General features: G+C 56.3%; 20 protein-coding genes and 1 pseudogene. 8 read left to right on the forward strand and 13 right to left on the reverse strand.

Translation table 11 applies throughout. The annotated features are described in order from the left end of the window. The first annotated feature begins 48 nt into the window (after positions 1-48). The 3 genes from F3J41_RS05825 to pdeR all read left to right on the forward strand — a co-directional run bounded on the left by F3J41_RS05825 (position 49) and on the right by pdeR (position 4543). A complete protein-coding gene (locus tag F3J41_RS05825) occupies positions 49-2115 on the forward strand; it encodes a carbon starvation CstA family protein (RefSeq protein WP_059012964.1) in 2067 nt (688 codons plus the stop codon). Beyond that, positions 2108-2404, forward strand: a complete 297-nt coding sequence (locus tag F3J41_RS05830; RefSeq protein WP_058774631.1) for a YbdD/YjiX family protein — start codon at positions 2108-2110, stop codon at positions 2402-2404. Before F3J41_RS05825 ends, F3J41_RS05830 begins: the two co-directional genes overlap by 8 nt. Before the next feature lie 153 nt (positions 2405-2557). Further along, on the forward strand, positions 2558-4543 hold the full coding sequence (gene pdeR, locus F3J41_RS05835) for a cyclic di-GMP phosphodiesterase (protein WP_058758614.1): 1986 nt from the start codon (positions 2558-2560) through the stop codon (positions 4541-4543). A 15-nt stretch (positions 4544-4558) separates the two neighbouring features. Here pdeR and F3J41_RS05840 read toward each other — a convergent pair whose 3' ends face one another. Both F3J41_RS05840 and araD read right to left on the reverse strand, forming a co-directional pair. Beyond that, entirely contained in the window at positions 4559-5425 is an 867-nt protein-coding gene (locus F3J41_RS05840) for a crotonase/enoyl-CoA hydratase family protein (protein WP_021505954.1), read from the reverse strand. Between the two features lie 289 nt (positions 5426-5714). Further along, the gene (gene araD, locus F3J41_RS05845) at positions 5715-6413 is read right to left on the reverse strand and encodes an L-ribulose-5-phosphate 4-epimerase (RefSeq protein WP_166710206.1); all 699 of its coding nucleotides are present in this window, start codon (positions 6411-6413) and stop codon (positions 5715-5717) included. Between the two features lie 383 nt (positions 6414-6796). Here araD and osmB point away from each other — a divergent pair, with 383 nt between their 5' ends. Further along, complete coding sequence (gene osmB, locus F3J41_RS05850; protein ID WP_031279061.1) at positions 6797-7012, forward strand: osmotically-inducible lipoprotein OsmB; 216 nt, start codon at positions 6797-6799, stop codon at positions 7010-7012. Positions 7013-7081: 69 nt separating this feature from the next. Here osmB and yciH read toward each other — a convergent pair whose 3' ends face one another. The 5 genes from yciH to pgpB all read right to left on the reverse strand — a co-directional run bounded on the left by yciH (position 7082) and on the right by pgpB (position 10690). Further along, positions 7082-7405, reverse strand: a complete 324-nt coding sequence (yciH, locus tag F3J41_RS05855; protein WP_021505951.1) for a stress response translation initiation inhibitor YciH — start codon at positions 7403-7405, stop codon at positions 7082-7084. Continuing rightward, the gene (gene pyrF / locus F3J41_RS05860) at positions 7405-8112 is read right to left on the reverse strand and encodes an orotidine-5'-phosphate decarboxylase (protein ID WP_166710208.1); all 708 of its coding nucleotides are present in this window, start codon (positions 8110-8112) and stop codon (positions 7405-7407) included. The genes yciH and pyrF overlap by 1 nt, the downstream gene beginning before the upstream one ends. 205 nt (positions 8113-8317) lie before the next feature. Next, the gene (lapB, locus tag F3J41_RS05865) at positions 8318-9487 is read right to left on the reverse strand and encodes a lipopolysaccharide assembly protein LapB (protein WP_058758617.1); all 1170 of its coding nucleotides are present in this window, start codon (positions 9485-9487) and stop codon (positions 8318-8320) included. Between the two features lie 6 nt (positions 9488-9493). Further along, the gene (locus F3J41_RS05870) at positions 9494-9799 is read right to left on the reverse strand and encodes a LapA family protein (protein WP_058771279.1); all 306 of its coding nucleotides are present in this window, start codon (positions 9797-9799) and stop codon (positions 9494-9496) included. A 126-nt stretch (positions 9800-9925) separates the two neighbouring features. Further along, positions 9926-10690 (reverse strand): phosphatidylglycerophosphatase B, encoded by a 765-nt coding sequence (gene pgpB / locus F3J41_RS05875; protein WP_021505947.1) that lies wholly within the window; start codon positions 10688-10690, stop codon positions 9926-9928. 230 nt (positions 10691-10920) lie between these two features. Between pgpB and ribA the strand changes: the two genes are divergently transcribed. Further along, positions 10921-11514, forward strand: coding sequence for a GTP cyclohydrolase II (gene ribA / locus F3J41_RS05880; RefSeq protein ID WP_058758620.1), 594 nt, complete (start codon positions 10921-10923; stop codon positions 11512-11514). Between the two features lie 87 nt (positions 11515-11601). Here ribA and acnA read toward each other — a convergent pair whose 3' ends face one another. The 4 genes from acnA to topA form a co-directional block, all read right to left on the reverse strand. Then, positions 11602-14283, reverse strand: a complete 2682-nt coding sequence (gene acnA, locus F3J41_RS05885; protein WP_166710210.1) for an aconitate hydratase AcnA — start codon at positions 14281-14283, stop codon at positions 11602-11604. A gap of 616 nt (positions 14284-14899) precedes the next feature. Beyond that, on the reverse strand, positions 14900-15058 hold the full coding sequence (locus F3J41_RS05890) for a YmiA family putative membrane protein (protein ID WP_071813666.1): 159 nt from the start codon (positions 15056-15058) through the stop codon (positions 14900-14902). A gap of 492 nt (positions 15059-15550) precedes the next feature. Next, positions 15551-16525, reverse strand: a complete 975-nt coding sequence (gene cysB / locus F3J41_RS05895; protein WP_021510116.1) for an HTH-type transcriptional regulator CysB — start codon at positions 16523-16525, stop codon at positions 15551-15553. Between the two features lie 192 nt (positions 16526-16717). After that, complete coding sequence (gene topA / locus F3J41_RS05900; RefSeq protein ID WP_166710212.1) at positions 16718-19315, reverse strand: type I DNA topoisomerase; 2598 nt, start codon at positions 19313-19315, stop codon at positions 16718-16720. A gap of 370 nt (positions 19316-19685) precedes the next feature. Between topA and F3J41_RS05905 the strand changes: the two are divergent. Then, positions 19686-19934, forward strand: a pseudogene (locus F3J41_RS05905) (YciN family protein). Between the two features lie 26 nt (positions 19935-19960). On the opposite strand, the gene sohB reads toward F3J41_RS05905, so the two are convergent. Then, positions 19961-21007, reverse strand: a complete 1047-nt coding sequence (gene sohB, locus F3J41_RS05910) for a protease SohB (protein WP_058758624.1) — start codon at positions 21005-21007, stop codon at positions 19961-19963. 174 nt (positions 21008-21181) lie between these two features. Here sohB and F3J41_RS05915 point away from each other — a divergent pair, with 174 nt between their 5' ends. Together F3J41_RS05915 and cobO are read left to right on the forward strand one after the other, a co-directional pair. After that, on the forward strand, positions 21182-21946 hold the full coding sequence (locus F3J41_RS05915; protein ID WP_021510112.1) for a YciK family oxidoreductase: 765 nt from the start codon (positions 21182-21184) through the stop codon (positions 21944-21946). Further along, positions 21943-22530 carry a cob(I)yrinic acid a,c-diamide adenosyltransferase gene (gene cobO / locus F3J41_RS05920; protein ID WP_021510111.1) on the forward strand — a complete coding sequence of 196 codons (588 nt, stop codon included), beginning with the start codon at positions 21943-21945 and terminating at the stop codon, positions 22528-22530. Before F3J41_RS05915 ends, cobO begins: the two co-directional genes overlap by 4 nt. Before the next feature lie 33 nt (positions 22531-22563). Here the strand turns inward: cobO and rluB are convergent, their stop codons facing one another. Continuing rightward, positions 22564-23442, reverse strand: coding sequence for a 23S rRNA pseudouridine(2605) synthase RluB (gene rluB, locus F3J41_RS05925; RefSeq protein ID WP_021510110.1), 879 nt, complete (start codon positions 23440-23442; stop codon positions 22564-22566). Positions 23443-23910 lie beyond the last annotated feature (468 nt).

The raw sequence follows: 23910 nt of genomic DNA on the forward strand, positions 1-23910 counted from the left end.
TGTTGTATTCCGATCGCCTTTTTCCCGGTCCCTACAAGGAGTTAACTCATGAACAACGTTAGAACCGGATTGATCTGGTTAGCGGTGGCGTTAATTGGTGCGGCTGCGTTCGCCATGCTGGCGCTCAGTCGCGGCGAGCACGTTAATGCCGTCTGGCTGGTGATCGCCTCCGTCGCCTGCTATAGCATCGCGTATCGCTTCTACAGCCTGTTTATCGCCAGGCGCATTTTTGAGCTGGACGACCGGCGCCGCACGCCGGCAGAGCGCTTCAATGACGGGCTGGACTATGTTCCTACCAACAAATGGGTGCTATTTGGCCACCACTTTGCCGCCATCGCCGGTGCCGGTCCGCTGGTCGGGCCGATCCTGGCGGCGCAGATGGGTTTTCTGCCCGGCACCATCTGGATTCTGGTCGGCGTGATGCTGGCCGGCGCGGTGCAGGATTTTCTGGTGCTGTTTATCTCCACGCGCCGCGACGGTCGTTCGCTGGGTGAGATGGCGCGCCAGGAACTGGGCTCGTTCGCCGGCGTGGTCACCATGCTCGGTGCGCTCGGCGTGATGATCATTATCCTCTCCGCGCTGGCGCTGGTGGTGGTGAAAGCGCTGGCTAACAGTCCGTGGGGGCTGTTTACCATCGCCGCCACCATTCCGATTGCCTTGTTCATGGGCGTGTATATGCGCTTTCTGCGTCCGGGTAAAATCGCCGAAGTGTCGATCATCGGCTTTGTGCTGATGATGGCGGCGATCATTTACGGCGGTGACGTGGCGGCCGATCCGTACTGGGGGCCGATTTTTACCCTGAAAGGCACCGAGCTGACGTGGGTGCTGGTGATCTACGGTTTTGTTGCCTCGTCGCTGCCGGTGTGGCTGCTGCTGGCGCCGCGTGATTACCTCTCCACCTTTTTAAAAATCGGCGTGATCATCGGGCTGGCGGTGGGCATTCTGTTCGCCATGCCGGAACTGAAGATGCCGGCGGTGACGCGCTTTATCGACGGCACGGGCCCGGTGTTCTCCGGCGCGCTGTTCCCGTTCCTGTTTATCACCATCGCCTGCGGCGCGATCTCCGGCTTCCACGCGCTGGTGTCGAGCGGTACCACGCCAAAACTGGTAGAGCGCGAAAGCCATATTCGCTTTATCGGCTATGGCGCCATGCTGATGGAGTCCTTTGTGGCGATCATGGCGCTGATTTGTGCCTCGGTGCTCGATCCGGGCGTCTACTTTGCCATGAACTCACCGGCGGCGCTGATTGGCACCACGGTGGAGAACGCGTCTCAGGTAATTAACGGCTGGGGCTTTGTGGTGACGCCGGAGATGCTGAGCGGTATTGCCGGCGAAGTGGGCGAAAGCACCATTCTCTCCCGCGCCGGTGGCGCACCGACGTTTGCCGTCGGGATGGCGCATATCATCACCGAGGTGTTTAACAGCCGCGCAATGATGGCGTTCTGGTATCACTTCGCCATTCTGTTTGAGGCGCTGTTTATCCTCACCGCCGTGGATGCCGGTACCCGCGCCTGCCGTTTTATGGTGCAGGATCTGGTCGGGACCGTGGTACCTTCGCTGGCTAACAACCGCTCGTGGCTCGGGAACATGGCCGGTACCACCGTGGCGGTGGCGGGCTGGGGGTTCTTCGTGTATCAGGGCGTGGTCGATCCGCTCGGCGGCATCAACACCCTGTGGCCGCTGTTCGGCATCGGTAACCAGATGCTGGCGTCGATGGCGCTGATCCTCGGTACCGTGGTGCTGTTCAAAATGAAAAAGCAGCGTTACGCCTGGGTGACGATTGTGCCTACCGCCTGGCTGTTTATCACCTCCATGACCGCCGGCTGGCAGAAAATTTTCCATGAGAAGCCGTCAATTGGTTTCCTCGCGCAGGCCAGTAAGTTCCGTAAAGGTCTCGATGAGGGCGTGATTATCGCACCGGCGAAAACCGTGGCCGACATGCAAACCATCGTGTTCAGCAACCAGATCAACGCGGCGCTGTGCGGCTTTTTCATGCTGGTCGCAGTTACCATGCTGATTGCGGCGTTCTTCGTGATCCGGCGCGCGCTGCGCAGTTCAGTGCCGACCACCCATGAGTCGGACGTGTCACTGCGTCAGGAGGTGCGCAATGTCTGAGGCCATTTTACGCTGGAAAAAGCCGCACGCGGGCTGGCAAATTCAGCAGTGCTTACCGCTCGCTGCCCGCGCCCCTGCCGCGCCGCGCTCACGCTGGCAGCGTCTGTGGCAGGGATTACAGCAGAGCTTCCGGTTAATGGTGGGCGTGCACGACTATCAAACTTATCTGAAGCATATGCGCGAAAAACATCCGGAACAGACCCCCATGGATGAGCGCGCCTTCCATCGTTACTGCCTGGAGGCGCGTTTTCCCAGCCAGGCGGGCAAACTCGGCAAGTGCCCCTGCTAACCTTTCAGCCCCGGAATCCGGGGCTTTTTCGTGCCATTCTTTAATAAAAACAAAAATATATTCAGTTTGCATCTTGTGCTGGCGCAGGAGGTTGAATACTGTTGCTAAAATAATGAGATACCCCTGCTGCGCATTCCTCCGGAGGAAGTTTCCATGACCGATGAACAAGGGCAAACGTTGCTATATACCTTGTTTGGCACAACCAGCCCTCATTGGCGTTTAACTTCAGATAGCGATGCGCTGCATTTTGCCGAAGATGAAAATGCCAATACCAATATGGCGGTGCCCCTGACGCCGGCTCAGGCCAGTCTGCTGCGTGCCATGACGGTAATTACCTCCAGCATCAACCTGACACTTTCACTGCACGGCTCGCCAGTACCGATGCACTTTGTCGGCCGTAAAGTGAATCAGTCCACCTGGGCCGGTACCGCATCCGCCTGGGGCGATACCTCGTCGGTGGCGCGCGATTTAACCCTTGGCCTCTCCTTCGCCGAACAGGTGGTGTCTGAAGCGAATTCAGTGATCGTCATCCTCGATCAGCGCGGCAACATTCAGCGTTTTAACCGCCTGAGCGAAGAGTACACCGGCCTGAAAGAGCAGGAAGTAATTGGCCGCAATGTGTTTCAGCTGTTTATGACCAAACAGGAAGCGCAGGCGTCGCGCCGCAATATCGCCGGCTTCTTTCGCGACGGCAACTCCTACGAAGTGGAGCGCTGGGTTAAAACCCGAAAAGGTCAGCGACTGTTTCTGTTTCGTAATAAGTTCGTCCATAGCGGTAGCGGAAAAAATGAAATTTTCCTCATCTGTTCCGGAACCGACATCACGGAAGAGCGTCGGGCGCAGGAGCGCTTACGCGTTATGGCCAATACCGACACGGTGACGGGCCTGCCGAATCGCAACGCTATCCATCAGCAAATTAGCCTGGCACTGGAGCTGGCTAACGGCAGCCAGACCGGCGTGGTTTACCTCGATCTCGACAATTTTAAAAAGGTAAACGATGCCTATGGCCATATGTTTGGCGACCAGCTACTGCAGGCGGTGTCGCTGGCGATCCTTAGCTGTCTCGGCAAGGACCAGACGCTGGCGCGCCTCGGCGGTGATGAATTTGTGGTACTGGCTGAGCACACCAGTCAGGCGGCGCTGGAGGCGATGGCCTCACGCATTCTGGAGCGGCTGCGTCAGCCGTTCCGTATCGGGCTGATCGAAGTCTACAGCGGCTGCTCGATTGGTATCGCCCTCGCCCCGCTGCATGGTGAAGATCGCGAAAGTCTGATTCGTAACGCCGATACCGCGATGTACCACGCTAAAGAGAACGGGCGCGGCAAATTCTGCGTGTTCGCCAGCGAGATGAACCAGCGCGTATTTGAATATCTGTGGCTGGATACCAATCTGCGCAAAGCGCTGGAGCAGGATCATCTGGTGGTGCACTATCAGCCGAAGATCGATCGCGACGGTGAAGTGCGCAGTGCCGAGGCGCTGGTGCGCTGGAATTCACCTGAACGCGGCCTGGTGCCGCCTGGCGATTTCATCTCTTACGCGGAAGAGTCCGGACTGATTGTGCCGCTCGGGCGCTGGGTGATGCTGAACGTGCTGCAGCAAATCGTTAAATGGCGCAGCGAAGGCATTTACCTGCGCGTCGCAGTGAACGTTTCCGCCAAACAGCTGATCGACCAGAGCATCTACAGCGACCTGAAACAGGCGCTGAGCGAAGCGGGCATCAGCGAGTGTCCGATAGACATCGAGCTGACGGAAAGCTGCCTGATCGAGAACGAGGCCGGTGCGCTGAAGCTGATGAAACAGTTTCAGGAGTTAGGCGCACAGGTGCATCTGGATGATTTCGGCACGGGCTACTCTTCGCTTTCCCAGCTGGCGCGCGTGCCGATCGATGCGATTAAGCTGGATCAAAGTTTTGTGCGCAATATCAACAAGCAACCGGTATCGCAGTCGCTGGTGCGCGCGATCGTTGCCGTGGCGAAAGCCCTGGATTTACAGGTCATTGCCGAAGGCATCGAAACCAAAGCCGAAGAGAAGTTTGTGCTGACCAACGGTGTCGATGGGCGTCAGGGTTATTATTATGCGAAACCAATGCCCGCAGAGCAGCTCGGGCATTGGCTGGCTAAGCATCCTGCCCGCGTTTAACGTCTTAGCGTACTGCTAACCGGCTTTGCGCAGTGATGCGCTGTGACGATTTTGCAGCTGTACCAGACGTTCCATGTAGGCAATATCTTTCGGTTCCAGCGTGAAAGCATAGTCGACCCAATCCTCAGTAATATCCATCAGTTCTGCCCGTGACAGCTGCAGCACGCGCTGTCGCGCTTTCAGCATGGCACGGACTCCATTCAGTTTTGGCCGCAGCGTATCGATGAAGGTGCGCGTGGTGCGGTAGCTGTCACCGGGCTGGAACACTTTGTCGACCAGACCACGGGTTTCATACCACTCTGCGCTGTGCGACTCCCCTTCACAGATCAGCTCTTCGGCCAGCTTCATCCCGGAGCGGCGGGCCACCAGTGAGTAGCCGCCCATGCCGGGGAACAGGTTGAAGGCAATTTCCGGGAAGCCCATACGCGCACTGTTCTGCGCCAGAATGAAGTGGTGCGCCAGCGCTGCTTCAAAACCGCCGCCTAAGGCACTGCCCTCAATCATCGCCAGCGTCACTGCGCCAGTGTCAAACCCGCGGGCCGCTGAATGGATGCAGTCAACACAGGCGCGGGCGTAGGCGCGCAGTGCTTCACGGCGGTTGTTGCGAATGCATTCGACAAAGAAACGCAAATCGCCCCCGGCGTTAAACATCTGCGGCACCAGCGATCCGGTCACCCAGAAATCAATCGGCAGACCGGAACGCTGGGCGGCGTAGCTCAGGTTCATGATCTCCTCGATTAATTCGTGGTTGAAACTGGGGCGCGGCTGAGCGCGCAGCATCATCCACATGGTGTGTCGACCTTCCTCATAATAGGCGGCTAGCTGGGTGGTTTGGCCGACTTCGGTAAACAGGCGGCAGGTTGGTTGGTTAATTACTGTCATCGTCTCATCCTCTATTTATGTGATGCGTTAAACGCCACATCAGCGTAATGCAGAGTGAGGCCAGACCAAATGAGAGTTTGATTTATAACGTAAAATCCAGAGAGATCCCCGAGCCCCTGCCTGAGGAAAGATTAGCGGGCTTACTTAATGACGGCGCAACAGCCGGCAAGCGTATAAATACGCTTAACGCATAGTGAATAAACGACAGCATCCACAGTCTCTCGTCCGGGCACGCAATCCCCTTAAATAAAAAAGGCACCCGCCGGTGCCTTGAGAAATTATCACGCGCTCAGCCTTGCCCGTACCAGGCGTTCTTCCCGTGCTTGCGCAGATAGTGCAGGTCAAGCAGGGTCTGAGCGATAGGCGGTAGCTCCGCGCGCAGCTGCTCGGTGTGCAGCGCCATGTAGGCCACCTCTTCCAGCACCACCGCACTGTGCACCGCGCTATGTGCGTCTTTACCCCAGGCAAACGGCCCGTGGGAGTTCACCAGCGCAGCAGGAATCGCGCCGGGCTCGATGCTGCGCTGCGCAAAGGTTTCAATGATGACCTGGCCGGTGTGCCATTCATATTCCTGCTCAATCTCTGCCCGTTGCATCGCGCGGGTGCAGGGAATGGTGCCATAGAAATCGTCAGCGTGCGTGGTGCCCCATGCCGGGATGTCCCTGCCCGCCTGTGCCCAGATGGTGGCGTGGCGCGAATGGGTGTGCACGATGCCGCCAATCTCCGGCCACGCCAGATACAGTGCGCGGTGTGTTGCGGTATCCGAAGATGGCCGCAGCTGGCCCTCCACGACATTGCCGCTTTCCAGCTCGACCACCACCATGTCGTCGCGCTGCATCTGCTCATATTTAACGCCCGAGGGTTTGATCACCAGCAGCCCGCGCTCACGGTCTACCGCACTGACATTGCCCCACGTAAAGGTCACCAGGTTGTAACGCGGCAGGTCAAGATTGGCCTCCAGAACCTGCTGTTTCAGCGCTTCCAGCATTGTGTTTTCTCCGCCATACAGTCATCACTGAATTGTGCGGAGCCACCGCTAAAAACGTTATGGAGGGAATGGCTGGATTAGCAGCGGAAAGTGGCTAAAGCGGGCAAAGTGTGGGGTTTGATACGGGATCCGGATGCGGACACCACGTCAGGATTTCAGAGTTTTCTTTCTGCATACACATCCGCTTACGCCTAGAATTATCTCAAGCCTGCGGCGGTACCAAAATGGTCTTTGCCAGCAGCGTGAACAACGCGCGCTAAGGGCTGCGCGCCAGCGTGCAGGCTGAAGGAAAAGCACCGCCTGAGTGCATTGGGCGAACAACTTCAGGGCGTAACATCTATACTTAACGAGTTGCCTCTGAGCAAACCATCAAGGAGATGTCCATGACTACAACAATGAAACGCGTGACGGTTGCCGTGCTGGCAACGACGTTAGTGGTGGCCCTGAGCGGCTGTTCCAACTGGTCAAAACGTGACCGCAACACGGCGATTGGCGCCGGTGCCGGTGCTATTGGTGGATCGGTGCTCACCAACGGCAGCGCGCTGGGTACCGTCGGTGGCGCTGCGGTGGGCGGCATTATTGGCCATCAGGTTGATTAATAATAATATTGTAGCAGGCTACGCAGCGCATCTACGTCACATCGGGCCACCTTGCGTGGCCCGCTTTTATTAACCGCCCGCCAATTTAACCTTCATGCCTTTGGCTTCCAGCAGCGTTTTAAGCAAATCGCGCTTATCGCCCTGAATCTCAATCACGCCCTCTTTCAGCGCCCCGCCGCAGCCGCACTTCTTCTTAAGCTCGGCCGCCAGCTTTGCCAGCGCGTCATCATCGAGATCGATGCCGGTAATCAGGCACACGCCTTTACCTTTACGCCCGCTGGTCTGGCGCTGAATGCGCACGATGCCATCGCCTTTCGGTCGCTGTGGTTTCTCTTCGCTATGCGTAATACGGCCGGTTTCGGTGGAGTAAACCAGCGGATTGTCCTGAGCCATTAGACCTCCTGTAAACTGTGCAGGATTTGCTGCAGCGTCTGCGCCGGTTCGGCAGATTGGGTGATCGGTCGCCCAATCACCATGTAATCCACACCGGCCTGTTGTGCCTGCTGCGGCGTCATGATGCGGCGCTGATCGCCAGCCTCGCTACCCGCCGGGCGAATACCCGGCGTGACCAGCGCGAAATCCTGCCCGATAACCTGTTTAAAGTGCGCGGCTTCCTGCGCCGAGCACACCACGCCATCAAGACCACATTCGCGTGTCAGCCGTGCCAGACGCTCAGCCTGCTGCGCCGGCGATAAGGTGATGCCAAGACCTTTAAGATCGTCTTCGTCCATGCTGGTCAGCACCGTAACCGCAATCAGCAAGGGCGCATCACTGCCAAACGGCAGCAGCGCTTCGCGCGCCGCATTCATCATCCGTGCCCCGCCGCTGGCATGCACGTTGACCATCCATACGCCGAGATCCGCTGCCGCCGCGACCGCATGTGCCGTCGTGTTCGGGATGTCATGAAATTTGAGATCGAGGAATACCTCGAAACCGCGCGCCTGCAACGTCTTCACCAGCGACGGTCCAAACAGGGTAAACATCTCTTTACCCACTTTCAGACGGCACTGGCCCGGATCGATACGGTCAACGAACTGCAGTGCGCTATTGAGATCATGATAGTCGAGTGCCACCAGAATCGGTGAGTGAGTAACAGGCATAACGTTTCCTCAGAGGCTGGCACCCGCAGGCGCGATGGACAAACGGCAAGCATTCTACCCGTGCAACCCTGCCACGACAACGTTGCGACGGCGATTGCCTTGCTGATTGACGAGGTGATGCACAGTGCTGATGCGTGGATGATAATTTCTCTATTAGTATGTTGTAACTACTATGCGTTATGAATAATCACCGAACGCGGCCAGCTTACTGGCCGTCGAGTCCGCGAATCGGTTTAACGGAAGACCAGGCACGGCACGATGGGCAGTGCCAGTAGAGCGCGTGCGCGGTAAAGCCGCACTTCTGGCAGCGGTAGCGCGGTTTAGTACGAATCTGTTCGCCAACCATGTCGCGCAGCACCATCAGACTTTCTTTGGCGCGGCCATCTTCTGCCTCATGCAGGTGAAAATCCATCAGACGATGGAACACGCGCATGGTGGGATGACGCTGCAGCTGACGGTTAATGTAGAGCTGCGCCGCTTCCGGCCCCTGCTGCTGCTCCAGAATGTCCGCCAGATAGAGTTCCGCCGCGGCCCCGGTGTTCTCTTCAACGCAGCGTTGCAGGAACTGCGCCCAGCTGTCAGGCTGCTCCAGCCGCTGATAGCAGGTTTCCAGCATCGGCAGCGTTTCGCTCACCAGTTCTTTGTCCTGTTCCAGCACGCGCTGCAGTCGCTGCGCCGCTTTCGCGTATTCGCCCTGCTCCATCAGGATACGTCCCATCATGATGGAAACGCGCGCGCTTTGGTGGTCGGCCGCTTCACCCTTTTTCAACAGGCTCATGGCACGATCGAGGTCGTCACTGCTCAGCGCCTGCAGTGCCAGCTCGCAGTAAAAATGGGCGATTTCGCCCTTTTGCTTATCTTTGCCGAGTTTTACCAGCCGCTCCGCCACCTCGATGGCTTTCTGCCAGTCGCTGGTCGCCTGATGAATCAGCAGCAGCTGCTGTAACGCGCTGATGCGAAAATCGGTTTCATCGATCAGCTGACTGAACATGTCTTCGGCGCGATCGTACAAGCCGGCAGCCATATAGTCGCGCCCCAGCTGCTGAATGGCCAGCAAACGCTGATCGTAGGTAAGCGACGCGCTTTCCATTAACGACTGGTGGATGCGGATGGCGCGGTCGACTTCGCCGCGCGAACGGAACAGGTTACCGAGCGTCAGGTGGGCTTCAACGGTGCCGCTGTCCTCTTTCAACATATCAAGGAACAGATCGACCGCTTTATCCTGCTGATTAGAAAGGAGAAAGTTGACCCCTGCCACGTATTCGCGTGACAGACGGTTAGCTTCCTGTTGCTTATCCTGTTGCGCGCTGCGGCGGCCCATATACCAGCCGTACGCCGCCGCGACAGGAAGAAGCAGAAACAGCAATTCAAGCATCGAACATTAATCCCGACGCACTGCAGTGGAGGTGCTATTTACCGCAGCAGATTGTTCATTTTGCGCCTGCATACGTTTCAGTTTGCGCTGTGCATGCGCCAGCGAAACACGAATGCGCAGCCAGAACAGGCCACAGATCGCCCAGCCCAGCAAAAATCCGGCACCAAACAGGCAGGCCAGCAAGGTTGAAATGCGGAATTCGCCCTGCGCCAGCAGATAGTTGAAGGTGACAATCTGGTCATTATGCGCTCCGAGCGTGACGGAGATGATGAAAATGACCAAAACCACGAGAAAAATCAGCAAATATTTCACAATGCGTCCTGTCGTGAGGTTATCCGGTAGAGTATGCCAAAAAAGTGCCGCCGTTGCTGCTTATCCGCGCAGCAGTTAGTGCCCTTTCTGCAAGTACAATCAATCATATGGGGGCAAAGGGAGAAATTACAATCCGTCATCGCGCCCGGCAATCTCACGCTGCTCTTCCGGCGGCACGCTGAGCGGGCCACAAAAGCGCTGCGCCAGCCAGGTTGCCAGCGTCACCAGCAGCCAGGAGATCAGCGTCGCGACCACCAGATCGCGCGGCCAGTGCATGCCCAGTACCAGCCGGCTGCCCATGACCAGCGTAGCCCAGACAAATAGCACCACCACCGTGACAACATGCCGGCGCGGCCATAACAGGCCAATCACCAGCAGCGCCCAGCTGGCGGCAAACATGGTATGGCCAGACGGAAAAGCAAAGCCCGTCTCAAACGCCCAGTGATTTTTTAACCAGGCGGGCAGCTTTGTATCATTGGCAAGCAAGGCGGACACCATTTCGCCGCGCTGCTGCCGTTTCAGCTGATAAAACTGCTGTTCGTTGACGCCGTGGCTGTGCTCAAGCCAGACCACATACGGCCGCGGCTCCTGCACCTGCTCTTTAATAAAGGTTTTGGTCGACTGACCAGCAAGAATCGCGCCGTTCATGATAATCAACAACAGAATGGCCGGCCGGAGGCGAAAGCGCAGGCACCACAGTACCCATCCGCTCAGAATCAGGCTGGTCAGCGTGCCCCACGGACTGGTGACGGTTTCGGTGATCCAGAACAGCACGCGCAACAGATGCCCGCTCTCCCCCGGTTGCCACTGCCAGCCGGAAAGCCATACGCCCAGTGGCATCAGCAATAATAAAAACGCGCCCAGCGTGGTGCGTTGCACAATTTTTAACATCTCGTCCCTTTATTGTTTCCCGACCTGACAGGCGTATTGCATAACTTTAGTTGAAAAAAGAATAACATACCCGTTGCGGCTTAGATAATTGTGCTTTATCACTACAATCACTCTGACTGATTAGCGGCCCTGGTTCAGGTTGTGGCACAATATCGGCAGTTTCGTCGGGCCAGTCGGGCCCGTGCGTTATCATGATGATAGCGCATCCTCTGAAGGTTCTGGAGAGTCACATGCAGCTGAAACGGGTAGCAGAAGCCAAACTGCCCACGCCATGGGGAGATTTCCTGATGGTTGGTTTTGAAGAACTGGCAACCGGCCACGACCACGTCGCGCTGGTTTATGGTGATATTAGCGATCACAATCCGGTGCTGGCGCGCGTCCACTCCGAATGTCTCACCGGCGATGCGCTGTTCAGCCTGCGCTGCGACTGCGGCTTCCAGCTGGAAGCGGCGCTGACCGCCATTGCGGAAGAAGGACGCGGCGTGCTGCTGTACCATCGTCAGGAAGGCCGTAACATCGGGCTGCTGAACAAAATTCGCGCCTATGCGTTGCAGGACAAAGGCTACGACACGGTGGAAGCAAACCATCAGTTGGGCTTTGCCGCCGATGAGCGTGATTTCACCCTGTGCGCCGACATGTTTAAACTGCTGGGCATCAATGAAGTGCGTTTGCTGACCAACAATCCGCGCAAAGTGGAAATCCTGTCAGAAGCGGGTATCAATATCGTTGAGCGCGTGCCGCTGATCGTTGGCCGTAACCCAAAAAATGCGCACTATCTCGATACGAAAGCCGAGAAGATGGGACATCTGCTGCCGAAATCGTGACGCGGCAGTGCGCGCACTTGCAAAGCGCTTCAGTGACACACGCTGTCAGCGTCAATGAATAAAGCCGGGCATGCCCGGCTTTATTTTTTAGTTGAGCATATTGCGTATCACATAATGCAGGATGCCGTCGTTCTGGTAATAGGTCAGCTCATTACCGGTATCGATACGACAACGAGTATCCAGCGTCTGCTGACTGCCGTCAGCCCGCGTCAGCGTCACCGGGACGCTGCAACCGGGCTGCAGCTGCGCCAGATTCGCCACGTCGATACGCTCTTCCCCGGTCAGCTGCAGCGTCTTACGCGTCACGCCCGCCGGGAACTCCAGCGGTAAAATGCCCATGCCGATCAGGTTAGAGCGGTGAATACGCTCGAACGATTCGGCAATCACCACGCGCACGCCCTGCAGACGCGGACCTTTCGCCGCCCAGTCGCGGCTGGATCCGGAGCCGTACTCTTTCCCGGCGATCACTGCAAGCGGCACGCCCTCCTCCTGATACTTCATCGCCGCATCGTAGATAGCCAGCTGTTCCTGGCTCGGATAGTGCCGGGTATAACCGCCCTCGACACCAGGCACCATTTCGTTGCGAATACGGATGTTAGCGAAAGTACCGCGCATCATGACTTCGTGGTTGCCGCGTCGTGAGCCATACGAGTTGAAGTCGTTACGCTCAACGCCGTGCGCAAGCAGATAACGCCCCGCCGGACTCTCCGCTTTAATGCTGCCAGCAGGGGAAATATGGTCGGTCGTCACCGAATCACCGAGCATCGCCAGGATGCGCGCGCCACTGATGTCCTGCACCGGCTGCGGCGTTTTTTCCATATCGTCAAAGAACGGGGACAGCCGGATATAGGTGGAGCCTTCATCCCAGTCGTAGGTGGCGGCTTCGCTGACTTTGATCTGCTGCCACTCGGGCGTACCGTCGAACACCTCGGCATACTCTTTATGGAACATGTCGCTGGTGACTTTCTGCACCGATGCGGCAATCTCTTCCGGCGATGGCCAGATGTCCTGCAGATAGACATCATTGCCCTGCTGATCCTGACCGATCGGATCGGTCTGCAGGTTGATCTTCATGTTGCCCGCCAGCGCATACGCCACCACCAGCGGCGGAGACGCCAGCCAGTTGGTTTTCACCAGTGGATGGATGCGCCCTTCGAAATTGCGGTTGCCGGACAACACGGCACCCACCGTCAAATCGCCCTCTTTGATCGCGCTTTCGATCTCATCCGGCAGCGGGCCGGAGTTACCGATGCAGGTGGTGCAGCCGTAACCCACCAAGTTAAAGCCCAGCTCATCAAGATACGGGGTCAGTTGCGCCACGGCGAGATAGTCGGACACCACTTTTGATCCTGGTGCCAGCGAGGCTTTAACCCAGGGTTTGCGCATCAGCCCGCGCTCGACGGCTTTTTTCGCCAGCAGGCCAGCCGCCATCAATACGCTGGGGTTGGAGGTGTTAGTACAGGACGTAATCGCCGAAATCACCACGGCACCATCATCCAGCTGGATGCGGTCGCCGGTTTCACTGTCCAGATAGCTGACCGTTTTGTGCGGCTTCTGCGCGTGATTCACTTCCAGCTCGTTACTGGCGTCAAAGGCCGCCGGTACGTCGCCGAGGGAGACGCGATCTTGCGGACGCTTCGGACCGGCGAGGCTCGACTCTACTTCAGCCATATCCAGCGCCAGCGTGCTGGTGAAGATGGGTTCATCGCCCGGTTTACGCCACAGCCCCTGCTGTTTTGCATAGGCTTCCACCAGCTCAACCTGCTGCGCATCGCGCCCGGTGAGCGTCATGTAGCTGAGCGTGACTTCATCAATCGGGAAGAAACCGCAGGTTGCGCCATATTCTGGCGCCATGTTGGCGATGGTTGCGCGATCCGCCAGCGGCAGATCGGCCAATCCGTCACCGTAGAATTCGACAAACTTACCGACCACCCCGTGCTTGCGCAGCATCTGCGTCACGGTTAATACCAGGTCGGTGGCGGTGATACCGGGACGCAGTTTGCCGGTCAGCTTGAAACCCACCACATCGGGAATCAGCATCGAAACCGGCTGGCCAAGCATGGCGGCCTCAGCTTCAATGCCGCCCACGCCCCAGCCAAGTACGCCCAGGGCGTTAATCATGGTGGTATGGGAATCGGTGCCGACCAGCGTATCCGGATAAGCCACTTCTTTGCCGTCCAGCGTTTCATGCCAGATGGCTTTACCGAGGTACTCCAGATTGACCTGATGACAGATACCGGTGCCCGGCGGCACGACGCGGAAACGGTTAAAGGCTTTTTGCCCCCAGCGCAGGAAAACGTAGCGTTCGTGGTTGCGTTCCATCTCCAGGCGCACGTTTTCTTCAAACGCATCGTCATCGCCAAAATGGTCGACCGTGACCGAGTGGTCAATCACCAGATCGACCGGTGACAACGGGTTAACTTTCGCCACATCACCGCCCAGCCGCTTAACGGCTTCACGCATCGCCGCCAGGTCAACCACGGCCGGTACGCCGGTGAAATCCTGCATTAATACGCGCGCCGGACGATAAGCAATTTCGCGATCGGCATGTGCAGTTTGCTGCCACGCCACCAGCGCCTGAATATCTGCTGCCGTTACGGAATCTTCATCCTGCCAGCGCAGCAGGTTTTCCAGCAGAACCTTGAGGGATTTTGGTAAGCGATCGATGTCACCGACCTGCTGAGCGGCTTTCGGCAAGCTGTAGTAATGATATTTTTTTGCCCCTACTTCCAGCGCATCCTGACTCTGCTCACGTAACGTTAACGACATAACTCCTCCTTTTATGGGCTCTTCTGCTAAACCTCAGAGAGTGCAAGGTTTAGCTTAAAGATAGACCACATTTTCGTTAACGTTTTGATAACAACACGAATTGACACACAAAACCGCAACGAAAAATGCCCTGACTAGTGTCAGGGCATTCAGAAAGCGTTAACTGGCAGGATTAGCGAATTACAGGACGGCCCAGACGGCCGCAGCCCAAAAGGCCATTGAGAAGGCATAAACGCTGAGCCATGAAAAAGTTGTGGTATTCATCTGTCACTCCTCCCGGATCGCGGGCAACAAAAAGCCATCGTCTTCAGCGTTGTACTGATGACACCGTTTTTTTAGATGCTGAGTGTTAAAGGACGGGCTTTTAACGTGCCCACCGGAGAGTCCGGTAAAATGCGCGACAGTATGTCTTAATAAGAATTGGACGCAGACTGCGTTATTTAGACTTCGGATCCATGAATGATTCAATAAAGCTGCGCTGCTGCTCACTCAGTTCCCAGGAAGCCGGGATTGCCACTTGCGGTTCAGCAGGCGCTTCTTTGGCTTTGCACACCGGTGCTTTAGGCTGACATGCAGCGACCGGATATTTACGACTGAGTGTATTTGCCCACATGGCTTAACCCCACATACGCCAAATCATTAACGCCACCACTACCCAGAACAGTGCTGAAGCAGCGAAGACAGTCAACCAGGCTTTGCGACGGATGTTACCTGAACGCTCTACCTTGGTGCTTTTAGCCCGGAAGTCCGGTTGTACAGTTAATCTCGTAGTCATAGTTTTTGATAATCACTCTCAATAAAACGATTGATAACAACGATGAAGATTTAGGACGAATCCTAAACTTGTTAAGTCCAAAAATCCAGTTATTTTTATTGAGCACAACGATTAACGCTATTTATCAAAACCGCCAAAATTGATGAGATAAATTTAAGCACGCTGCAAACTATTAATTTAATAGTTACATTGTAAATTTGGCTTAAACCAAAATTAGATCCACTCTAAATTTGAGTTTAATTTAACGAGCCAGTTAAAAAGCCCTTTCTCATCAGCTCTTAACTGGAGTATGGGAATATTCCTGGCAGTCCGCAAAGCGGCAAAGTAAAAATTGTGTACTGATTCGCATTTAATAAATAACAATGAAAAAACATGTGACGCATGTTTCATTTACAAAAAAATAATGGAATTTTTTGAGGTTCTGCTGGTGCTAAGCGGCGGGAAGTGTGCGGGAAGTCGCTGGACTTCCCGCAAAAATAATGAGTTAGGTGATTACCTGAAAGGAAGCTTGATATCGCGGAACATCGCTTCGATATCTTCGTTTGAGCGCAGCGCCACAGCGGCGTCCACCACGTCTCGCGTCAGATGCGGTGCGAAGCGCTGAATGAAATCATACATATAGCTGCGCAGGAAGGTGCTGCGCCGGAAACCAATCTTGGTAGTGCTATTGGTGAAGATTTCTGAAGCTTCGATGCGCACCAAATCCGGATCGGAAACCGGGTCCACCGCCATGCTGGCAATCACCCCAACCCCCAGGCCTAAACGCACATAGGTTTTGATAACGTCGGCATCGGTTGCGGTAAAAACAATACGCGGCGTTAAACCGGCACGGTTAAACGCAGTATCCAGTTCTGAGCGGCCGGTAAAACCGAAGGTGTAAGTCACCAGCGGGAAATCAGCCAGCTCCTCAATCGACACATTGGATTTCCCCGCCAGCGGATGATCCGGCGTGACCACAATGGCACGGTTCCAGTGATAGCACGGCAGCATAATTAAGTCGTCGTACAGGTGCAGCGCTTCGGTGGCAATGGCGAAATCGGCATTGCCTTTGGAGACCGCCTCAGCAATTTGTGTGGGCGAGCCCTGATGCATATGCAGGGAAACGCGCGGATAGCGTTCAATAAAGCCTTTGATTACGCCAGGCAGTGCATAACGCGCCTGAGTGTGGGTCGTGGCCACGTACAGCGATCCTTTATCTGGCCAGGTGTGTTCACCGGCAACCGATTTGATCGCATCCACTTTGGATAAAACTTCGCGGGCAATACGGATAATCTCTTCACCTGCTGGCGTCACCTGCGTCAGATGTTTGCCGCTGCGGGCAAAAATCTGCACGCCCAGCTCATCTTCCAGCATGCGCACCTGCTTACTGATGCCCGGTTGCGAGGTATACAGCCCCTCTGCCGTGGAGGAGACATTGAGGTTGTGGTTAACGACTTCAACGATGTAACGCAACTGCTGCAATTTCATAGTTATATCTTCCCGATAGCGACAGAGGTGCATTCCCTGCAGGCGTGTATCCGCCCTGATGGCGTAATAATGAGGGAAAGCGAGTCAGCAAAATGCAATAAGCTATAACTACTATATCAGTTAACGTAAGAATGTAGAACGATTAGCTATAAGGATGGGAAAAAGGCCAGCGAACGCTGGCCTCCAGGGAGATTACTTCTTGGCTTCCTGCCACTTATCGTCGAGATAGAAAACCGACCAGCCGGTCGCTTTGCCCTCTTTTTCTGAGGCAACATACTGCTGTTTGGTCTTACGGCTAAAACGCACCAGCGTTTTATTGCCTTCCGGATCCACTGCCGGCGCTTCGGCCAGATATTTCAGTTTCTCCGGCAGACGGTCAGCAAAGCGCTGCAGCTCTTCCACCAGCGGCGCACGGGTTTCACGCGATTTCGGGAAGGTGTTAGCGGCCAGGAACACGCCCGCAGCTCCGTCACGCAGCACGAAATACGCATCCGATTTTTCGCACGGCAGCTCCGGCAGCGGTACCGGATCTTCTTTCGGCGGCGCGACTTCGCCGTTACGCAGAATCTTACGGGTATTTTTACACTCGTCGTTAGTACAGGCCATGTACTTACCAAAACGCCCCATCTTCAGGTGCATTTCAGAGCCACATTTTTCGCACTCAACAATCGGACCGTCATAACCTTTAATACGGAATTCACCCTGCTCGATTTCATAACCGTCACACTCCGGGTTATTACCACAGACGTGCAGTTTACGGCCGTTGTCGATCAGGTAGCTGTCCATCGCGGTGCCGCACTTCTGGCAGCGACGACGGGCGCGCAGCGCGTTGGTTTCGGCATCATCGCCTTCCAGCACGTTAAGCACTTCGTTTTCCGGGATCAGGTTAATGGTCTGCTTGCAGCGCTCTTTCGGCGGCAGTGCATAACCGGAACAGCCGAGGAACACGCCGGTGCTGGCAGTGCGAATCCCCATTTTACGTCCGCAGGTTGGGCAATCGATGGAGGTCAGCACCATCTGGTTCGGCTGCATGCCGCCCTCTTCCGGATCTTTCTCCGCCTGCTCCAGCTGCTGGCTGAAATCACTGAAGAATGAATCCAGCACCGCTTTCCATTGCGCTTCGTTATTCGCGACCTGGTCGAGACTGTCTTCCATGTGCGCGGTGAAATCATAATTCATCAGCTCACGGAAGTTCTCTTCCAGACGATCGGTAACAATCTCACCCATCTTCTCGGCGTAGAAACGGCGGTTTTCCACCCGCACGTAACCGCGATCCTGAATGGTAGAAATGATCGAAGCATAGGTAGACGGACGGCCAATGCCACGCTTCTCCAGCTCGCGTACCAGCGAAGCTTCGCTGAAGCGCGCCGGCGGCTTGGTAAAGTGCTGGCCCGGCAGCAGGGATTTCAGATCCAGCGTGTCGCCCACGTTCACCGGCGGCAGCGTCAAATCTTCATCATTTTTACGCAGCGCCGGCATCACTTTGGTCCAGCCGTCGAAACGCAGCGTACGCCCTTTCGCTTTCAGTTTGAAATCTGCCGCGCCGACGGTCAGCGTGGTGGAATCATATTGCGCGGGCACCATCTGGCAGGCCACGAACTGGCGCCAGATCAGCTGATACAGCTTCTGCGCATCCGCTTCCATATCCTTCAGCTGCTCGGCGGCAACGTTGACATCAGAAGGACGAATCGCTTCGTGCGCTTCCTGTGAATTCTCTTTGCTGGCGTAGGTGTTGGGCGCATCCGGCAGGTAGTTCTTACCGAATTTTTTCTCCACGTAGCCACGCGCCATCGCCACCGCATCCTGACTCAGGTTGGTGGAATCGGTACGCATATAGGTGATGTGACCGGCTTCATACAGACGCTGTGCCATCATCATGGTTTTCTTCACGCCAAAACCAAGGCGGGTGCTCGCCGCCTGCTGCAGCGTCGAGGTAATAAACGGCGCCGACGGTTTGCTGCTGGTCGGCTTGTCTTCACGATCCAGAACGGCGTAACGCGCCTTTTCCAGGATGGCCACGGCCGCTTCGGTTTGCTCGCGGTTCACCGGGCGGAACGCTTTGTCGCCCTGATGCGTCACCCTGACCGCCAGCGCATCGCCTTTCGGCGTCGACAGATCGGCGTCAATTTCCCAGTACTCTTCCGGTACGAAGGCTTTGATTTCGCGCTCGCGCTCCACCACCAGGCGCACGGCAACCGACTGCACGCGTCCGGCTGACAGGCCACGGGCAATTTTTTTCCACAGCAGCGGTGAGACCATATAGCCCACCACGCGGTCCATAAAACGACGCGCCTGCTGCGCATTGACGCGCTCAATATTCAGTTCGCCCGGCTTCTCGAACGCCTGACGAATCGCATTTTTGGTGATTTCGTTAAACACCACGCGGCTGAAGCGTTTGTCATCGCCGCCGATCACTTCCCGCAGGTGCCAGGCAATGGCTTCCCCTTCGCGGTCAAGGTCGGTTGCGAGATAGATGTGGTCGGCATCGGCAGCCAGGTTCTTCAGTTCGGAGACGACTTTTTCCTTGCCGGGCAGAATCTGATAGTCCGCTTCCCAGCCGTGCCACGGGTCAACGCCCATGCGATTAACCAGCGCGGCCTTTTCATCTTTCTTTACTTTCTTGCCGGTTTTCGCCTTTTCCCCGTCGGCACTTTTACGGGCCGTTGAACCACTGGTCGGCAAATCACGGATATGACCGACGCTGGATTTCACCACGTAGTCATTACCGAGGTATTTATTGATTGTTTTGGCCTTTGCCGGGGACTCAACGATGACGAGTGCTTTACCCATATGTACCTTTACCTAATTGAAACGTCCTGATAAACGGGAGAGGATTGGCAGCCCCAAAACCCAATGGGTTCAATATTGCTGCTGACTTTTTGCTTTTCAAGCCAGCGGGGACAATCTCTGGTCAGATTGCATCGGCATTTGCAACTTGATGATTAAGAGCGAGTTTTCCGTCTGACGGTATCACACATCCTGGTGTGATCTCCCTGAAAGCTGAATCGCCCACACTCTACCTGATAAAATCTGTTACGCAACTTAATTAGCATTCTGTTTAATTTCTCGCCAGTTTTCTGACCGAACGCTGATTTGCTGAACGCACCGACAGGCAAGTAATATAGAAGGAGAAAATTCGCTGTCAAAAAAGAGGTGAAAAATGTCAGCAGAAACGGAATCCATTTCACGCCAGGCGCTACTGGAAATCGCTAATCAGCTCATTCAGCAGCACGATGAATATTTTGCCGGGATGGAAGCCACTGAGGTGATTCAGTAGGGCGAGGTTCTGGTGTTTCGCGGCCCGTGGTTCCTCGACGATGAAGGGTTGCCGACCGCCAAAACCACGGCGGTGTTTAACGTGTTTAAGCACCTTCCCGTGGTGCTCTCCGCGCAGTATCACCTGGCATAAAAAAACCCGGCCTGCGCCGGGTTTATTCACAACAGCGGTTTATCACCGCGCTGCCAGATTTTCAGAATCAGCCGCTCGGCTGCCACGCTGGCACTGTGGGTCACGCGATCAATCATCTTTTTCTTACGCGCGAAGTGCACGCCCAGCACGCTAAAACGATCCATGCGCGCAATGATCAGCGCATCGCTGGTACCAATCTCATCAATCAGCCCCAGATCCAGCGCCTGACGGCCATACCAGTGTTCTCCCGTCGCCACTTTGTCCAGATCCAGCGCCGGACGCATCTGATGCACAAAATCTTTAAACAGCTGATGGGTTTCATTCAGGTCTTCCTGAAATTTCTCCCGCCCCTCCTCGGTATTCTCACCAAACAGCGTCAGCGTACGCTTGTACTGGCCGGCAGTGTGCAGCTCCACATCAATGTCGTTACGCTTCAGCAGCCGGTTAAAGTTGGGGATTTGCGCCACCACGCCGATGGAACCAATGATGGAGAAAGGCGCCGCCACGATGCGATCCGCAACGCAGGCCATCATGTAGCCACCGCTGGCGGCAACTTTATCCACTACCGCCGTCAGCTGCAGCCCCGCATCACGCAGACGTTGTAGCTGCGACGCGGCCAGGCCATAACCGTGCACCACGCCACCGGGGCTTTCCAGCCGCAGCAGCACTTCATCACCCGGCTGTGCCACCGCCAGCACCGCGGAGATCTCTTCGCGCAGCGAGCTGACTTCGCCGGCGTCCATACTGCCTTTGAACTCCAGCACATAGAGAGTCGGCTTCGCCGCTTCAGTCACACCGGCTTTGGCATTGCGCTTTTCGGCTTTGGCTTTCTGTTTCTCTTCTTTCTTATGCTGCTTCAGCCACACTTTTTGCGCCTGCGGCTTCATCTTCGCCAGCTGCAGGTCCTCTTTCATCTCACGATAGGCTTCGTCGAGATGGGTTAAGCGCAGCTGACCGCCGCTGTGACGTTTACGCAGCGCGGCATTGAGCACAATCAGTACAATAGCTGCGATCGCCACCACGACGGTGACGGCCTTGGCCAGAAATAATCCATAACTGGAGAGTAAATCCATTCTGCCGCCTTATTAAACAGTGAATTACAGTCAAACCCTGAGTTTACCCGCTTTGATGCCGTTCGTCGCCTGAAATGCTGGCAGGCGGCACAGAATGCGCGTTGCGGCGATTGCACCTTGCGCCAAATTGAGGCATAAAGCCAAAAAACCCTCTGACCTGCAAAGGACATCGCTGTGCATTATCAACCGAAAAGCGACCTGCTGGACAATCGCATCATTCTCGTGACCGGCGCTTCCGACGGCATCGGCCGCGAAGCCGCCCTGACCTATGCGCGCTACGGTGCGCGCGTGATTCTGCTCGGCCGCAACGCCACCACGCTGCAGCAAACCGCTGAGGCGATTAATCAGCTCAATAAACAGCCCGCCGCTACGCTGCTGCTGGATCTGGCGCACGCCACACCGGAAAGCTGCCAGCAGCTGGCGCAACAGGTTGCCGCGCTGGTGCCGCGGCTGGATGGCGTGCTGCATAACGCTGGCATTCTCGGTGAGATCGTGCCGCTGGCGGAACTCGATCCGGCGGTCTGGCAGCAGGTGATGCAAATCAACCTCGACGCCACCTTCTATTTAACGCAGGCGCTGCTGCCGCTGCTTCTGAAATCCGACGCCGGTTCGCTGGTGTTCACCACCTCCAGCGTGGGCCGCACCGGCCGCGCAGGCTGGGGCGCCTATGCCGTGTCGAAATTCGCCACCGAGGGCATGATGCAGGTGCTGGCCGATGAGTATAAAAACCGCCATCTGCGGGTGAACTGCATCAATCCCGGCGGCACGCGCACCAAAATGCGCGCCAGCGCCTTCCCGGAGGAGAATGCCAGCCTGCTGAAAACCCCGGCCGACCTGATGCCGCTCTACCTCTATCTGATGGGCGATGACAGCCGCCGCAAAACCGGCATCAGCTACGATGCACAACCGGGGCGCAAACCGGGACCGGCCAGCGCATGAGCGATCGTCACCAGCAACGCCAGCAGCGGCTGAAAGAACAGGTTGACGCCCGCATCGCCGCCGCCACCGAAACGCGCGGCATCCTGATGGTGTTTACCGGCAACGGCAAAGGTAAAACCACCGCCGCTTTTGGCACCGCGCTGCGCGCCTGCGGCCACGGTAAAAACGTGGCTGCCGTGCAGTTTATTAAGGGCGAATGGCCCAATGGTGAACGTAATCTGCTGGCGCAGCACGGCGTGGAGTTTCAGGTGATGGCCACCGGTTTTACCTGGGAGACGCAAAACCGTGCCAGCGATACGGCCGCCTGCCAGCAGGTGTGGCAACACGCCAGACGCATGCTGCAAGACGCGTCGCTGGATCTGGTGATACTGGATGAAATCACCTACATGGTGAGTATGGATTATCTCGATCTGGATGAGCTGGTCACTGCACTGCAGCAGCGTCCGCCGCAGCAAAGTGTGATCATTACCGGGCGCGGCTGTCACCGCACGCTACTGGAACTGGCGGATACCGTCAGCGAGATGCGTCCGGTCAAACACGCGTTTGACGCCGGCATTCAGGCACAGCAGGGAATCGACTGGTAAAAACGGACGCCGCAGGCGCGGCGTCGGGGAGCATCAGGCACCGCGTTTGGTGTTGTTGCGACGCGGGCTGTTATTGCTTACCGCGCTATGGCGTTTCACCGCCCGGCGGATTTGGTTCGCTTTGGTGCGGCGACGATCTTTCTCGACCGCCACTTTGGTCACGGTCTCTTCCGGCAGTCCCACCAGCTTACGCAGGTAGTTGACCGCCGGCAGTTCCATCTCCATCCAGCCGCCGCGCGGCAGACCTTTTGGCAGCTGAATATCGCCGTAGCGCACGCGCATCAGACGGCTTACCTGCACGCCAACCGCTTCCCACAGACGACGCACCTCGCGGTTACGCCCTTCCGTCAGGGTGACGTTATACCACTGGTTAATGCCTTCGCCGCCGGCGAATTTGATGGTTTTGAACGCTGCCGGGCCGTCTTCCAGCTGCACGCCCTTGCTCAGCTGACGCACTTTTTCGTCATCCACTTCACCGAATACGCGCACTGCGTATTCACGCTCAACTTCGCGGCTTGGGTGCATCAGGCGGTTGGCCAGCTCACCGTCGGTGGTGAACAACATCAGACCGCAGGTGTTCACGTCCAGACGGCCGACGGCAATCCAGCGTGAACCGCGCAGGCGCGGCAGACGATCAAATACTGTTGGACGCCCTTCCGGATCGTTGCGCGTGCACAGCTCACCTTCCGGTTTGTAATACGCCAGTACGCGACACACCTCGGTGGCCGATTCAGCAATCGATACCAGATGGCCATCAATACGGATTTTCAGGGTTTTGTCATTTTCGATGCGATCGCCCAGCGTCGCCAGTTTGCCATCAACGCTGATGCGTCCGGCTGAAATCATTGCTTCGATTTCACGGCGCGAACCGTGTCCGGCGCGCGCTAATACTTTTTGTAATTTCTCGCTCATGGAGCTGCCTCGTTGTCGCCTTCCCAGGCGTCGTGGTAATGAAGAGGTAAGATACCGGCGTTACCAGGTCCCGTATCAGAATCTGTGACCGCTTCGCGCCAGGTGCCAGCGCGGACGGCCGGAGATTTTACACCAGCTACAGTTTCGTTAACACCTTTTCCTTTTCTGCCGATAATAAAGCGCCGGAGATCCGGAGGCTGAAGCAGGCAGCACGGTCATTGATTCAGATTTCTGATTGATTTGCGTAACGAGCGTCAGGATAGCAGGCGCAACCCGCTGAAATTACGTTGTTTTGCCTGAGACCGTTAATTTATTTAATGTTGCGCCGATTAGTGCCGCAATAGATTAAAGAGACTCACCAGTCTGTTACCCGCAGCGTTCCCGGCCATGCCGCAGTTGCGCAAACAGAAAATCGGTTCAAAACACTAAAATCAGCACAAAGAACTGAATAATGGCGTTAGCAAAGTT

Source organism: Pantoea sp. Ap-870, from assembly GCF_011752515.1.
Taxonomy (GTDB): domain Bacteria; phylum Pseudomonadota; class Gammaproteobacteria; order Enterobacterales; family Enterobacteriaceae; genus Pantoea; species Pantoea dispersa.

Excerpts from the sequence above, each read along its gene's own strand:
- F3J41_RS05825 (WP_059012964.1), top strand. The coding sequence starts at position 49 with ATGAACAACGTTAGAACCGGATTGATCTGGTTAGCGGTGGCGTTAATT.
- F3J41_RS05830 (WP_058774631.1), top strand. The coding sequence starts at position 2,108 with ATGTCTGAGGCCATTTTACGCTGGAAAAAGCCGCACGCGGGCTGGCAA.
- pdeR (WP_058758614.1), top strand. The coding sequence starts at position 2,558 with ATGACCGATGAACAAGGGCAAACGTTGCTATATACCTTGTTTGGCACA.
- F3J41_RS05840 (WP_021505954.1), bottom strand. The coding sequence starts at position 5,425 with ATGACAGTAATTAACCAACCAACCTGCCGCCTGTTTACCGAAGTCGGC.
- araD (WP_166710206.1), bottom strand. The coding sequence starts at position 6,413 with ATGCTGGAAGCGCTGAAACAGCAGGTTCTGGAGGCCAATCTTGACCTG.
- osmB (WP_031279061.1), top strand. The coding sequence starts at position 6,797 with ATGACTACAACAATGAAACGCGTGACGGTTGCCGTGCTGGCAACGACG.
- yciH (WP_021505951.1), bottom strand. The coding sequence starts at position 7,405 with ATGGCTCAGGACAATCCGCTGGTTTACTCCACCGAAACCGGCCGTATT.
- pyrF (WP_166710208.1), bottom strand. The coding sequence starts at position 8,112 with ATGCCTGTTACTCACTCACCGATTCTGGTGGCACTCGACTATCATGAT.
- lapB (WP_058758617.1), bottom strand. The coding sequence starts at position 9,487 with ATGCTTGAATTGCTGTTTCTGCTTCTTCCTGTCGCGGCGGCGTACGGC.
- pgpB (WP_021505947.1), bottom strand. The coding sequence starts at position 10,690 with ATGTTAAAAATTGTGCAACGCACCACGCTGGGCGCGTTTTTATTATTG.
- ribA (WP_058758620.1), top strand. The coding sequence starts at position 10,921 with ATGCAGCTGAAACGGGTAGCAGAAGCCAAACTGCCCACGCCATGGGGA.
- acnA (WP_166710210.1), bottom strand. The coding sequence starts at position 14,283 with ATGTCGTTAACGTTACGTGAGCAGAGTCAGGATGCGCTGGAAGTAGGG.
- F3J41_RS05890 (WP_071813666.1), bottom strand. The coding sequence starts at position 15,058 with ATGACTACGAGATTAACTGTACAACCGGACTTCCGGGCTAAAAGCACC.
- cysB (WP_021510116.1), bottom strand. The coding sequence starts at position 16,525 with ATGAAATTGCAGCAGTTGCGTTACATCGTTGAAGTCGTTAACCACAAC.
- topA (WP_166710212.1), bottom strand. The coding sequence starts at position 19,315 with ATGGGTAAAGCACTCGTCATCGTTGAGTCCCCGGCAAAGGCCAAAACA.
- sohB (WP_058758624.1), bottom strand. The coding sequence starts at position 21,007 with ATGGATTTACTCTCCAGTTATGGATTATTTCTGGCCAAGGCCGTCACC.
- cobO (WP_021510111.1), top strand. The coding sequence starts at position 21,943 with ATGAGCGATCGTCACCAGCAACGCCAGCAGCGGCTGAAAGAACAGGTT.
- rluB (WP_021510110.1), bottom strand. The coding sequence starts at position 23,442 with ATGAGCGAGAAATTACAAAAAGTATTAGCGCGCGCCGGACACGGTTCG.